The sequence below is a fragment of the Desulforamulus putei DSM 12395 genome (assembly GCF_900129195.1).
Lineage (GTDB): Bacteria > Bacillota > Desulfotomaculia > Desulfotomaculales > Desulfotomaculaceae > Desulfotomaculum > Desulfotomaculum putei.
On record NZ_FQUY01000005.1, the window covers coordinates 78,052 to 90,383 of the forward strand.

At 47.7% G+C, this 12,332-nt stretch carries 14 protein-coding genes and 1 pseudogene; 4 read left to right on the top strand and 11 right to left on the bottom strand.

All coding sequences use genetic code 11. The features are described from left to right. Nucleotides 1-143: 143 nt before the first annotated feature. The 5 genes from BUB67_RS05115 to BUB67_RS05135 form a co-directional block, all read right to left on the bottom strand. Nucleotides 144-1,004: a nucleotide-binding protein gene (locus BUB67_RS05115; protein ID WP_073236778.1), complete on the bottom strand. Its 861-nt coding sequence runs from the start codon at nt 1,002-1,004 to the stop codon at nt 144-146. After that, nucleotides 1,001-1,849, bottom strand: coding sequence for an ATP-binding protein (locus tag BUB67_RS05120; RefSeq protein WP_073236781.1), 849 nt, complete (start codon nt 1,847-1,849; stop codon nt 1,001-1,003). The genes BUB67_RS05115 and BUB67_RS05120 overlap by 4 nt, the downstream gene beginning before the upstream one ends. 12 nt (nt 1,850-1,861) lie before the next feature. After that, nucleotides 1,862-2,221: a NifB/NifX family molybdenum-iron cluster-binding protein gene (locus BUB67_RS05125; RefSeq protein ID WP_073236784.1), complete on the bottom strand. Its 360-nt coding sequence runs from the start codon at nt 2,219-2,221 to the stop codon at nt 1,862-1,864. Nucleotides 2,222-2,476: 255 nt separating this feature from the next. Further along, nucleotides 2,477-3,325, bottom strand: a complete 849-nt coding sequence (locus BUB67_RS05130; protein ID WP_073236787.1) for an Mrp/NBP35 family ATP-binding protein — start codon at nt 3,323-3,325, stop codon at nt 2,477-2,479. Between the two features lie 43 nt (nt 3,326-3,368). Beyond that, nucleotides 3,369-3,770, bottom strand: coding sequence for a DUF134 domain-containing protein (locus tag BUB67_RS05135; protein ID WP_073236790.1), 402 nt, complete (start codon nt 3,768-3,770; stop codon nt 3,369-3,371). 404 nt (nt 3,771-4,174) lie between these two features. Here BUB67_RS05135 and BUB67_RS05140 point away from each other — a divergent pair, with 404 nt between their 5' ends. Beyond that, entirely contained in the window at nt 4,175-4,432 is a 258-nt protein-coding gene (locus BUB67_RS05140; protein ID WP_073236793.1) for a DUF1294 domain-containing protein, read from the top strand. A gap of 221 nt (nt 4,433-4,653) precedes the next feature. Further along, nucleotides 4,654-5,649, top strand: coding sequence for an asparaginase (locus BUB67_RS05145; protein ID WP_084127648.1), 996 nt, complete (start codon nt 4,654-4,656; stop codon nt 5,647-5,649). A 51-nt stretch (nt 5,650-5,700) separates the two neighbouring features. Here BUB67_RS05145 and BUB67_RS05150 read toward each other — a convergent pair. Then, nucleotides 5,701-6,327 (bottom strand): annotated as a pseudogene (locus BUB67_RS05150) (cell wall hydrolase). A 229-nt stretch (nt 6,328-6,556) separates the two neighbouring features. Here BUB67_RS05150 and BUB67_RS05155 point away from each other — a divergent pair. Next, nucleotides 6,557-6,802, top strand: coding sequence for a hypothetical protein (locus BUB67_RS05155; protein WP_073236798.1), 246 nt, complete (start codon nt 6,557-6,559; stop codon nt 6,800-6,802). A 14-nt stretch (nt 6,803-6,816) separates the two neighbouring features. Here the strand turns inward: BUB67_RS05155 and BUB67_RS05160 are convergent, their stop codons facing one another. After that, complete coding sequence (locus tag BUB67_RS05160; protein ID WP_084127649.1) at nt 6,817-8,238, bottom strand: sodium:solute symporter family protein; 1,422 nt, start codon at nt 8,236-8,238, stop codon at nt 6,817-6,819. Nucleotides 8,239-8,353: 115 nt separating this feature from the next. On the opposite strand from BUB67_RS05160, the gene BUB67_RS05165 reads away from it, so the two are divergent. Beyond that, on the top strand, nt 8,354-8,536 hold the full coding sequence (locus BUB67_RS05165; protein ID WP_073236801.1) for a hypothetical protein: 183 nt from the start codon (nt 8,354-8,356) through the stop codon (nt 8,534-8,536). A gap of 119 nt (nt 8,537-8,655) precedes the next feature. Here the strand turns inward: BUB67_RS05165 and BUB67_RS05170 are convergent, their stop codons facing one another. The 4 genes from BUB67_RS05170 to BUB67_RS05185 form a co-directional block, all read right to left on the bottom strand. Continuing rightward, nucleotides 8,656-8,946: a TM1266 family iron-only hydrogenase system putative regulator gene (locus BUB67_RS05170; protein ID WP_274377222.1), complete on the bottom strand. Its 291-nt coding sequence runs from the start codon at nt 8,944-8,946 to the stop codon at nt 8,656-8,658. 131 nt (nt 8,947-9,077) lie between these two features. Further along, nucleotides 9,078-10,181 (bottom strand): type I phosphomannose isomerase catalytic subunit, encoded by a 1,104-nt coding sequence (locus BUB67_RS05175; RefSeq protein ID WP_073236803.1) that lies wholly within the window; start codon nt 10,179-10,181, stop codon nt 9,078-9,080. 129 nt (nt 10,182-10,310) lie between these two features. Next, a complete protein-coding gene (locus BUB67_RS05180; RefSeq protein WP_073236806.1) occupies nt 10,311-10,871 on the bottom strand; it encodes a 50S ribosomal protein L25 in 561 nt (186 codons plus the stop codon). A 97-nt stretch (nt 10,872-10,968) separates the two neighbouring features. Next, a complete protein-coding gene (locus BUB67_RS05185; RefSeq protein ID WP_073236809.1) occupies nt 10,969-12,330 on the bottom strand; it encodes a phosphomannomutase/phosphoglucomutase in 1,362 nt (453 codons plus the stop codon). Nucleotides 12,331-12,332 lie beyond the last annotated feature (2 nt).

Here is a 12,332-nt window from a genome sequence, read left to right on the forward strand (position 1 = left end):
CTCCTTTACTCTGTTCAGAAAGATTATCGATGGGTTTTAATTGCCCGCCACAACTACATGCAGAAGACTTGGGGCCCTTGCCGAAAGATTTAAGATACTCGACAATTTTACCGCACTGTTCACATTTATACCTTACCATCTTATCAAACTCCCAGCATATTTACCACTTGCTCCCATAGATTTCGAACAGAAGATTGGGCCTCTCCATTTCCTAAGAGCGTTACTGGGATTCCTCTTAATACTGCTTCCGTGACGATAGGATCAAAGGGAATTTTTCCTAGAATTGGCACACCCAATTGGCCGGCCAAATCTTCGATGTGCCTGCAGTTCGCCTCATCCAAGTCATATTTGTTAATACACACGGCTGTTTTGCAGCCAAAGGTCCCGGCCACTTTGGCGATCCTTTCTAAATCATGAATACCGGATGCCGTGGGCTCTGAAACAATTAAAGCCATATCCGTGCCTGCCAGGGAGGAGATAACAGGACATCCGATGCCAGGTGGGCCGTCACTGAGAATCAAGGGAATCCTTTTATCCCTGGCCACCTCTCTGGCTTTTTTACGTACCACATTGACCAGCAGACCTGAATTGCCCTGGGCAATTCCCAATTTGGCATGAACCATCGGCCCCCATTGGGTATCGGATACATACCAGTGTCCAGACAGATGGTCATGTAATACTACGGCTCCCACCGGACAGACATGCTGGCAAAGAGCGCACCCTTCACAGGCATAGGGGTTGATCTTATATTCTTTAATAGCCTGAAATCGGCAAAGGTCTTCACACAATCCGCACTGTGTACAGAGATGGGGTAAAATTTCCGCCTTCTTTTCCCCGTAAAACGGATGGGTTTCTTTAATGTTTGGTTTAAGAAGAATATGCAGGTTGGCAGCATCCACGTCGCAGTCACAGACCACAGAGTTTTCGGCCAGCGTGGCAAAAGCTCCTAAAATACTGGTTTTGCCGGTTCCCCCTTTACCACTGATAACGGTTAATTCTTTCATTGCTGCACCTCCCTGGCCACCCGGTGGTAGAGATCCCTAAACTTTTCCCGCCATAGGGGATCGCTTTTTACCAGGGGAATGCCTCTGGCATAGGCCCTGGCAATCTTCGTTTGGAAGGGAATACGCAGCAAGATTTGCAAACCCTTTTCTTGGCAAAAACGGTCAATGATATCGTTGCCCGGCACATCACGGTTAATTACAACTCCACAGGGCACTCCTAATACTTGAAGCATTTCCACGGCCAGGGACAAGTCGTTCAAACCAAAGGGAGTTGGCTCTGTGACCAGGATGCAGAAATCGGTGCCTGCCACTGCGGCCATCACCGGGCAAGAACTGCCGGGGGGGCCGTCTATTATCACAATATTTTCTCGATTTTCTTTCTGCCGCACGGCTTTTACCACCGGAGGACTTATGTGTGTACCCAACTTTAAACTGCCGCTGACAATCTCTAAAGAGCCTGCCCGGCTGATTCTGACATTCCCCACTTCCCTGGCCACCGGTTCCAATGCTCCGGCAGGGCAAAGATGCCAGCAACCGCCGCAACTATGACAGACGTCCGGAAAAATGACTAGGGTTCTTTTCAGGAGGGCAATGGCTCTAAACTGACAAACTTCAGAGCACTTCCCACAGTACTGGCATCTGGCGTATTCTACTTGAGGGACGGGAAGCGTAACAACTTCCTCATAGACCGGCTGTGAATTAAAAAAAATATGCGCATTTGGTTCTTCAACGTCACAGTCCAGCAGTTGAACCTGCTTTTGTTCATCTAATAAAGATAATGCAAGGCTGGTGGCCACCAGCGTCTTGCCAGTGCCCCCTTTGCCGCTGGCAACGGATATGATCATTTCCAACACCGCCTAACGCCCATGGGGCCCCACATTGGGGCCTTTAGCCTCATTCAACTTACCGTCCTTATAATCTTGCAGCACATCTCTCACCTTGCCGGACGCCCCGGTGTAAACTTGAATACCGGCGGCTTGAAGCGCAGTAAAAGCATTGGGTCCTACATTGCCTGTAATCAAAACGTCCACACCGTGATCGTTTAGCAAGCCGACTGTGGCAATACCGGCGGCTCCCACCGAAAAACGTCCGGTGTTTTCTATGGCTAAGGTTTCACCGGTGTCATCATTATAAAGAACAAAATACTCACATCTTCCCAGCCGCGGGTTCAATGAATCTTCCAGGGTTTCGCCGGAAGCGGAAATGGCAATTCTCATTTTTTCTCACTCCTTTGGGTAAGAAAAGGGCATCGGCCTTTTAACCAACCTACCACTCCCCGCAGTCCTTGATGTCTTTGTCCTTGCAAGCCTAGGTCCCGACCGAAGCCTTGACCCGGTCCCTTTCCACAAACAGACATTTCCCGAACTTTTGCCAACCGCCGTCTACCTTTGCCGTTGCCAAATACAGTGGCCCATTGATGGCCACAGGATGATAATCCGCGTTTTCGCATCCGGCAACCCTCCTTGTATTTTTTAATTTACATTGGCCCGGGTCTTACTCTTTATCAGATTAGGAATATCTTTAAATGCTACCGTGGCAGTATCTTCAACCAGTCCGTTATCACATAACCTGGTGAATTCCGGGTCAATGGGCAACACCTCAAGAACCGGCAGTTCTTCAAGGGTATCTCCCTTTCGCAGGGACTTGCCATAAATTTCAAACTTTTCCCCACACTTGGGACAGGTTACATAGGCCATGTTTTGCACAAATCCCAGGATGGGAGTTTCCATAATGCCGGCCATTTTAACGGCCTTCTTCACCACCATAACGGCCAGGTCCTGGGGAGATGTTACCACCACAATGCCATCTACGGGAATTTGCTGCAACACGGTCAGGGGAATATCCCCGGTACCGGGCGGCAAATCCAATAACAGGTAGTCCAATTCACCCCAGTTTACATCAGTCCAAAACTGTTTTACCGCACCGGCAAGAATGGGACCCCGCCAGATAACAGGTTCGTCTTCTTTTTCCAGCAGTAAGTTAAGTGACATAATGGATATCCCGGTGCGGCTTTTGGCCGGCAACAACATCCCTCTGCTTTGAGGAGCCCTCTTTATCCCGAACATTCTGGGAATACTGGGACCAGTGATATCCGCATCCAAAATTCCTACTTTGTGGCCCATTCTTTGCAAGTTCACTGCCATAAGAGAGGTTACGGAAGATTTTCCAACGCCTCCTTTGCCGCTCATAACCGCAATGACCCGCCCGATTTTACTCTGGCCGCCGGGGTAAAGTTTGGGCGGGGGACTGCATTTCTCGCCTCCGCAGGTTCCATCTCTCATTTCTTCACAGGTTGAACATTGTCCGTTGTCTCTACTCACGTGCAACTTCCTCCTCACCTATAAACAATTTTGACGGTTATTCTTATTCAACCTTTGCCCAGTCGCTTGACTTACAGCTGGGACATTTCGTGTGGCGCCGACAAAAAGTACCTTCCCAAGTATGGCCGCATTTCTTGCATTCTAACTTTAGTAGAGTAACGCGAAAGTTCCCCCCCTCTACCCGAATGGCCTGACCATTAATCAGGGCGTCTGCGATTTTTTTTCGAGCCCCTGCAATGATTCGATGGAAAGTAGGCCTGGACACAGCCATTTTTTCCGCACATGCTTCATGCTCCAGACCTTCCAAGTCCCGGAGTCGAATAGCTTCCAGTTCCTCCACTGTGAGAACAACCTCGGACAGTTGGCTCATGGGAATTCCCTGGGGTTTAAAATATGTAATTGTCGGCAACCTTTCGACCAGGCGGCACTTGCGGGGTCTGACCACTTTTTACACCTCTTTATTGACACCTGTTCATAACCATATTATAACCAATTTGAACATATGTCAATAAAAATGCTTTGTTTTTTTAAGAGTATTTTTGGGGTAAACATCAATTCTTCATTGATAATTGCCCAAATCATTCTTTGACAAATTAATACCCCTGCCTATAAAATACCCGGACATGAATGCGGGTTTTTTTGCCGCACAATACCCAAAGTTCTGCAATATAAAAATAAAACCCGTCGAGGTTATAAAAACCTGGACGGGGCCCAATTCACCTTTTTTTATAACAAAAAATGACTCGTTAAAAAATTATTAGACAAAATAAATCATATTACTTTATACTATATTTAATAATTATTTTAATAATTCAATAACTAGTGATTGGTCGATGAGGAGGGATACGGATGGAAGTATTACTAATATATCTGATCGGCATCAATATTTTGACTTTCATCATGTTCAATCTGGATAAGTGGTATGCCTCCACCGGAGGGTGGCGTATATCCGAAAGAAATCTCTTCATTGCCTGTTTAGCCGGTGGCGCGTTGGGCGGATACCTGGGTATGAAATACGCCCGTCACAAAACCAGAAAAGCATTGTTTACCTTTGGCGTACCCGCCCTGGGAATTGTCCAGCTGGTATTTTTTATCTGGGTGCTTTAACCAAAACGGCTTATCCTTCACCACACTGCCCAAAGTAGTGGGTTTTTGCTTTTTTGGTAATTTAAATTGTCTTTTCCATGTTGTATGTTTATTTTTTTATCCCCCGGCGTCAAGGGTTGAAATCATTACGTCGAGTTATGATATAACTGGGTTTTAGAAAGAACTCTGGTGTTTTGATAGAAATCATGATTTAAATGCATGTTAATACCGGGAGGAAAAAATTGGCAGAAATACTGGTAAAAGTTATCCGGGGAGACCTTGTTGAATCCCAGCACCGGGGCCACTTGGTGGTTACCGACAGGGACGGCAAGATCCTCTTCAGTCTTGGCAACCCCGACCACGTCACTTACTGGCGGTCCGCTGCCAAACCATTTCAGGCGATTCCTTTAATTGAACGGAACGCGGTGGAAAGATTCGGCTTAACCGGGCCGGAGATTGCCCTCTTCACTTCATCCCACGGCGGGGAAGAACGGCATGTTGAGGCAGTCCGGAACCTCTTGCACAAGCTTGGTCTTGCGGAATCCAACTTGGACTGCGGCTCCGCCGCTCCCATGCACATCCCCAGCGCCAAAAAGCTTGTGGCTTCCGGCAAAGAATTTGAAGCTTTAAATAATGCCTGTTCAGGAAAGCACAGCGGGATGCTGGCCCTGTCTCTGCTTCTGGATGCTCCTCTGACCGGATACATCCACAGGGAGCATCCGGTGCAACAGGAAATGCTGCACACCGTCTGCCAATGCGCTGCCCTCTCTCCTGATCAGGTATATCTGGGCATAGACGGCTGCGGGGTGCCGGTCTTTGGTCTGCCCGTCCGCAATATGGCCATGGCCTATGCACGTTTATCCTTACCCGAGGGGTATTTTAACCCGGCCAGGATTAAGGCCCTCCATACCATACGTGACGCCATGACCTCTCATCCTTATTTTGTGGCCGGCACAGACCGCCTGGATACCGTTCTCATGGAAGTTACCAAAGGCAAAGTTGTGGCCAAGCTGGGTTCCGAAGGCGTTTACTGCATCGGTATTGTGAACCGGGGTATCGGTCTGGCCCTGAAAATTGAGGATGGGAATTACAGGGCCATTGACCCGGTGGTGATTCAGGCGCTCAAACAATTAAATTATATTACCGATGCCGAGTTTGAGGCCCTGCGTCATTTGTGGCGGCCCAAACTAAAAAACCATCGTGGAGACGAAATCGGCCATTTGGAAGCTGCTTTCTAAAACAAAGAGGGACATTTCCTGGTTGTAACCCGGAAACATCCCTTTTGTATTTTATTTGGCAAATACATGTCGACCGATTTGACCGGTTACCGGTCTCGACCAAACCCAATTACTTTGGGCCATTGCCGGATTCTAGAAATACAGGGCCCCGTTGGTGGGATCCCATCCCTGCAGGGCAGCCTGGGCCGCTTTAATGGATTCGGTTGTTAAAGGTCGTTTAAACTGGCCGTTCATAACCGACTCAAAGGCCCGGTCCTGATATACAACTCCAGACAAGGTATTTGGAAATTTATCGCTTTCCATACGGTTTAGAATGACAGCTCCCACCGCCACTTTTCCATTGTAAGGTTCATCAGCTGCTTCGCCCTCAATGACCATAGCCAGCAGGATTACTTCATCACGATTTAAGTTTCCCCTGGAGACCCGGGATTTTCTTTCAGGCCTGTGCTTCCATGACAAATCTTTAAAAGAAGTTGTTGCCTCTTGAACTCCCGCTATTTTTTTAGAGCCTTTTTGTTCCTCAGCCATTTGTATGGTTTTATTGTCAGCTTGCGTTGGCTGGTAAAAAGGGAAAAAGGACATTGTCAGTATAGAAAACGCCAGCGTTGATGCCATGGCTTTTTTTATAAAGCCTTTTGTTCCTATATATTGCATCAACAACATGATCGACTTTTTCATTCTGGATTCACTCCTTTCCTGAAGCTTCTTTTACACAAAGCTTACGTTGTCCGGAGTTTCACCTGTTAACAAGTAAAATTTTTCGGGCGGCGGGTCGGTTTATACACTAACACAGCTTGCCCACAGAAATAAACCCACAATTGCTGGCAGCCTTACCATTGCCAGCCTGCCGTATATTCACTTCCTATAAAGGATACATTAACGTTGAAAACTATAGGAGGTGTAATTTGTGCCAAATATCAGTATCCGTCTTGACCGGGTGGATGGTCAAGATGCCTTAAAACAAGTGGAGCATGCCATGAACCAGGTGGGCTTTGCAGATGAACTGACCATTATTATGGAGTCTGTGAATGCCCGTCATTCTGATGAAATATCAGATTTGCTGGCAAAAAATCACTTTGATTTCCAGCCCGTTGGCAGCCATGACGGTAACGAATACATTCTTAAGGCCAGGAGAACAGCCAAAAGGGTATAATTGAAAGAGGCGGTCTATTTACCGAGACCGTCTCTTTCAATTATTTTCATGTTCTTTGTGGGGTTGCTATATATGGTCATCCCGCCAATGAAAAGACTTAATAAACTAATCCCCATGCCCAAATACAACGGTTCCACGTGAACCGGCTTCCAGAAGGGCCAGATGATGGCCGCCGGTGGCGACAGGGCAATGGCCGCCAGGGCTGCCCTTGGTGGGATCTTGCCCGGGTAGAAAACAGCAGCCAATAAAGGAAAAAATACGGTTACACCCCGCAGGGCCATGGATAAAAAGGCCCATTGCAGGATCAGGGAGTTAAAATTGCTCAAGACCACCAGTAAAACGCCGCCCGCCACCAGTAAGACCAGCACTCTTGAGATCCGCAACAATTCGTTGTCACAGGCCTCCCGCCGCAACAGTTTTTTGTAAATATCTTGACATAACGTAGTACAAACCCCCAGGGTTAAGGAAGCTCCGGTCATGATAAGCGAAATCAGCAACCCGGCCAGTACTACGCCGCCAAACAAGGGGGGCAGGTGATTGATAATAAACATTGGCAGGGCCATTGCCCCGTTAATCTCGGGATAGTGAACACGCATAAACATACCGATGACCACACTGGCAGCCCCAATGAAGGGAATTAACAACCCGGCCAGGTATACCCCGTTTCTGGAGGACCGCACATCCTTACCCGCAAAAACCGCCTGCATGTAAGTCTGGGTTGAAATAAAACCTACTACCACAGAAAACACCGACGCCAGTTCCTTGCTCATGCCCCCTGGGAAAGGACTGAAATACGGAAAAACAGGAAGGTTTTCCTGCAGCCCGGTAAAACCGCCGGCTAACTTGAGGCTGAAGACTCCGGCCACGCCCAAGGAAGCATAAATTAAAACTGTCTTAAACAGACCTACCAAACTGGTGCCCCAGAATCCGCCAAAGAAAATGTAAAGAACCATGAAGGCAGTGGCCAGCAGGGCTGCTTCCAGCGAGGTCACGGGCAGCATCACCATTAACAGGGGAATGGCAGCCAAAACCTGCGCAATAATTTGAATAAACATGCCCATGGTGGTGTAGATGCTGGACCAGGTAACCGCCTTGGGGCCGTAATATTTACCTAAATACTGCGGAATGGTTTCCACTTCCGCCTGACGCATAGGTTTCACCAAAAAGAATCCCATAAACAGGCAGCCGATCCCCGCCCCCAGGGTAAACCATATGCCGCTGAGACCAAATTGGTAAGCCACCTGCGCCGTTCCCACAGTGGAGGTACCTCCCACAAAGGCGCCAATTAAGGAGCCTGTAACCAACCAGGTGGTTAACTTTCTTCCCCCGACGTTAAAATCCGACGCTGTTTTTATCAGCCGGAAGGAATATATGCCCACCACGGCAGTTACAGCCAGGGTCATAAGAAAACCAAAATAGTGTTGTGCCGTAATCATGTTGCCATATCTCCTATTAGTACAGTTTTCTGCAATCCAAAATAGTCTTGCTTTGTAACCTTCCCCGCTTCTCTTGCATATTTTAACACGAGAACGGGTAAAGGAAGTGAATTAAATGATCTCCCCTTTCGCCGCCCCATCTGAACTAAAAGAATTCCTGCCGCTCATGACGAAAGATGAGATGGAGGAACTGTTAAAAACAATTAATGACTTACTCCGGATAGAACAAGACGGTCAAAAAATTATGCGATTGCTGGATAACCGGGACATTTTGGAAGAAGCCATTGACAACTATTAACCTCCCCGCTCCGAGTGCCTTTTTAAAATTCAAGTTGGGGACGGTTCTTGACTTGAATTCGTAATACACGAATTCAAGTCAAGAACCGTCCCCAACTTGAATTTCCCCCACTTGAATTGTTATGCCTGGTTGTTTTGGCAGACCTGGAAGGATTCTGGTTGACGGAAATGAATGCTGTCCACGGTAACACCGTGAAGTTCCTTCAGTTCTTGCTCCATTTTACGGTATTCTTCCTCTGTGGCTTCCATTGTCAGGGTGATAATGCCTCTATCCCTGCTTGGGCTGGGAATACCGTTTCGACATAATATATGACTTCCATAACGGGTAATGACTTGCTGCACATCCGGCGCTTTGGTTCCACGTTCATCCACCATCAGGCCCACCACGAAAATATCCTTCTCCTTCTGCACTGTAAAATCCTCCTTTTTTCTTTCTTCGTTTATTATGTCTGTTTTATGCCTTAAGATTCGCAAGGACATGTGAAAACAGTGTTTTTTCAGGGTTTTACAGATTACACTCCCATAAAAAATGCGCCTGTCACTCAGGCGCTGTAATTTTTTCGGAACGTTTTTTGGCAGGCGGCTAAACCTCCGATGTGGTGACAGATGTCATAATCGGAATACCCAGCCTTCCTTAAAGGCAGGATGACATTTCTTTCCAGATCGGGCAGATAAGATTTAACTGCCTTAAAATCCCCGTACAGTGTGTATGCCCCCAGGAAGGCCGGGACCAGGAAAGATTCTACCGCCCGAAAGGCCATCCTCTGCTTGCCGTTAAAAACTATTTCTCCTTCCCCTTCAATAACAGTATAAACAAAAAACCTTTCACCCTCTGTATTTTCCTGCATACTGACCCGGACATCATACAGTTCTACAGCAAAGCTCGAACAGGCTGCCAAATATCGGACGGTACACTTGTCTCCCTGTGCAATGTGGAGTCCTTTAATTTTACCGGTTGGGCTTGCCTCTTCTGCAAAATGCATGACTTCCAGGGCTCTCTCAATCTGCAGGGGTCTTTTGGTACCGTCTTCACATACACGGTCATAATCATAAACACGGTACGTGATATTTGAGTTTTGCTGAATCTCCAGCACCAGGAGGCCTTCCCCCAGCGCATGCACGGTACCCGCAGGGATGTAGACAACATCCCCGGCAGACATCTGAACAGAACGAAGACATTTCTCTAAATCTCCGTCAGTAATGGCTTTTTCAAAGGTATCTCGTGTTACCCCCGGAGCCAGACCATAAATGATACCGGCGCCCGGTTTTGCCCTCAAGACATACCACATTTCATTCTTGCCGTATGCTTCCCCTTCACGGGACCTGGCATAGTCATCGTCCGGATGCACCTGCACCGAAAGCCGGTCATTGGCATCAATGAGTTTAACCAGCAGGGGAAATTTAATGGCATACTTTTCTTCCAGTGCTATTCCTAGCGCCCGTCTCTTGAACTTCTTAAGAAAATGAAGCAATGAAATTCCTTTATAATCGCCGTTGGCAATGGTGCTGAGTCCGCAGGGGTGGCAGGAAACCTCCCAGCTTTCGGCAATTTTGCCATCGGGTAATTTTCTCCCCAAAAGTTCTAAATTTCTGCCTCCCCAGATATAATTTTTATAAACAGGTTCAAACTTCAAAGGATACAACATAGAAACGCCTCCTTAAAAGTCCCTGTTTAAGGCAAAAAAGAAACTAAATCAAAGGCATGTTTCTTTGCCAATGATTTAGTTTCTTAAATTTTTTATTTCCTAAATATCACAAGCCAATTGACTAAATCATTAGCTCGCAATATCCAGTTCTTTTCCGATGCTGACTACAGCCAGGATTTCATCTTCTTCATTGAGAATCTTTATTTCATCATTAACCTTGAGATCTTTCACTGTAATTTTATCCCCGAGTTCTTTGCTTTCCACATCCACAGTAATAAACTCGGGCAGCAAATTGACCTTGCCGGCCACCTCCACATCCGGCAAGAACACCTGCAGCAGCAATTTCTTTTCTTCCAACCGGTTCTTGCCTTTAAACAAAACCGGTATTTTCACCCTGACAGTATCGTTGTCTGTCACTGTCTGCAAATCGATATGCAGAACCTCACCGGTGATAGGATCCCGCTGGACCTCCTTGACGATACACTGCTTAATGTGCTCTCCAATTTTCACCTGCACTTTGGCGCCTTCCCGGTGGTTTCTCAACAATCGCAGTAATTTCTTCATTTCAAACTTGACACAAAGTTCCTCTGCCATTCCTTCTCCATAAATGACTCCCGGCGTAAAACCTTTTCTCCGGGCCTTATTGGCTTTTTCCGTTCTTTCCATGGCTCTCAGAAGGGATTCACTCATACCATCTACTCCTTTGTTTCTTTTTTGTGCGGGTGCTAAACAACAAGAGTAAATGATGACCGGTTTACAATTGTTGGAACAGAACCGTGCAAAGGTATCAGGCAACTTTTAACGGGAATATGGATCGGGCGATTTCCTGCTTGATGGTTTCCAACTGGTCCTGGCTGCATGCTTCACACCGGATGATGAGTTCCGGGCCTGTGTTGGAGGCCCGGACAAGCCCCCACCCGTTGGCAAATTGCACCCTGACGCCGTCCACGTCAATAAAGGGATAGCCCTTGTCTTTAAAATAGTTTTTGGCATGGCTGACATACTGAAATTTCTTGTCTTCCTCGCAGGGAACCCGGATCTCGGGCGTACAGTAGGTTTTTGGCACATCCGACAGCAGTTCACTCAAAGGTTTATCGCTGTTAGAAAGGATTCTCAGCAGTCTTGCGGCGGCGTAGAGGGCATCGTCATAGCCGTAATATTCATCTGCAAAAAACATATGCCCGGACATTTCACCCGTAAAGACCGCATTTAACTCCTTCATCTTGGCTTTAATCAATGAATGGCCTGTCTTGTAAAAGAAAGGCTTCCCCCCCAGCCGCCGGATTTCATTGACAAGCAGGTCGGAACATTTAACCTCCACAATGGCATCGGCCCCGGGGTATTGGGGCAGAATTTCCCTCCAGAAAAGGATCATCAGCATATCCCCCCACAGGATGTTGCCCTGCTCGTCCACCACGCCCAGTCGGTCGCCGTCTCCGTCGAAACCAATACCCAGGTCGGCCTTGTTTTCTTTGACTGCCGCAATCAAGTCCCTCAGATTTTCCGGCTTCACCGGGTCAGGGAAATGGTTGGGAAATGCCGGGTCCGATTCGCAGTACAACGGGATCACATCGCATCCCAGCGCCCGGATTACTGTGGGGGCAAAAAGGCCGGCGGTGCCGTTGCCGCAGTCCACCACCACCTTTATCTTTCTGCCTCCCAGGACAATTTTCTCTTTCATCATGTTGATGTAGTCTTCAACCGGCCACCGGCAGGTCAACCGGCCGCTACCCTTCTCAAAATCTCCCCGTTCGGCCATTGTTTTTAATTGCTGCAGTTCCTCCCCGTAGAGCGTTCTGCCTCCATACTGGACTTTAAACCCGTTATACTTTGCAGGGTTGTGACTGGCGGTGATCATGATGCCGGCATTGATTCCGTACAGGTGGGTAGCATAGTAAAAGATGGGAGATATGACCACACCAATGTCTATAACATTGACGCCGGTCTCCAGCAACCCCTTCACCAGATGTTCGTGGAGAACCGGAGAAGATTCTCTGTTGTCCCGGCCCACAATGGCGCTGGATTCACCCTTTTGTCTGAGAAAGGTACCGAAGGCCCGACCGATCAATGCCGCGTCTTGTACGGTTAAATCTTCGCCAAAAATTCCCCGGATGTCGTATTGCCGAAAAATGCGCTCGTTGACAGCCATTC

What these genes read in the sequence shown, in the direction of transcription:
- BUB67_RS05115 (WP_073236778.1), bottom strand. Translation starts at nt 1,004, where the DNA reads ATGAAAGAATTAACCGTTATCAGTGGTAAAGGGGGAACCGGCAAAACC.
- BUB67_RS05120 (WP_073236781.1), bottom strand. Translation starts at nt 1,849, where the DNA reads ATGATCATATCCGTTGCCAGCGGCAAAGGGGGCACTGGCAAGACGCTG.
- BUB67_RS05125 (WP_073236784.1), bottom strand. Translation starts at nt 2,221, where the DNA reads ATGAGAATTGCCATTTCCGCTTCCGGCGAAACCCTGGAAGATTCATTG.
- BUB67_RS05140 (WP_073236793.1), top strand. Translation starts at nt 4,175, where the DNA reads ATGGAAGTATTACTAATATATCTGATCGGCATCAATATTTTGACTTTC.
- BUB67_RS05160 (WP_084127649.1), bottom strand. Translation starts at nt 8,238, where the DNA reads ATGATTACGGCACAACACTATTTTGGTTTTCTTATGACCCTGGCTGTA.
- BUB67_RS05165 (WP_073236801.1), top strand. Translation starts at nt 8,354, where the DNA reads ATGATCTCCCCTTTCGCCGCCCCATCTGAACTAAAAGAATTCCTGCCG.
- BUB67_RS05175 (WP_073236803.1), bottom strand. Translation starts at nt 10,181, where the DNA reads ATGTTGTATCCTTTGAAGTTTGAACCTGTTTATAAAAATTATATCTGG.
- BUB67_RS05180 (WP_073236806.1), bottom strand. Translation starts at nt 10,871, where the DNA reads ATGAGTGAATCCCTTCTGAGAGCCATGGAAAGAACGGAAAAAGCCAAT.
- BUB67_RS05185 (WP_073236809.1), bottom strand. Translation starts at nt 12,330, where the DNA reads ATGGCTGTCAACGAGCGCATTTTTCGGCAATACGACATCCGGGGAATT.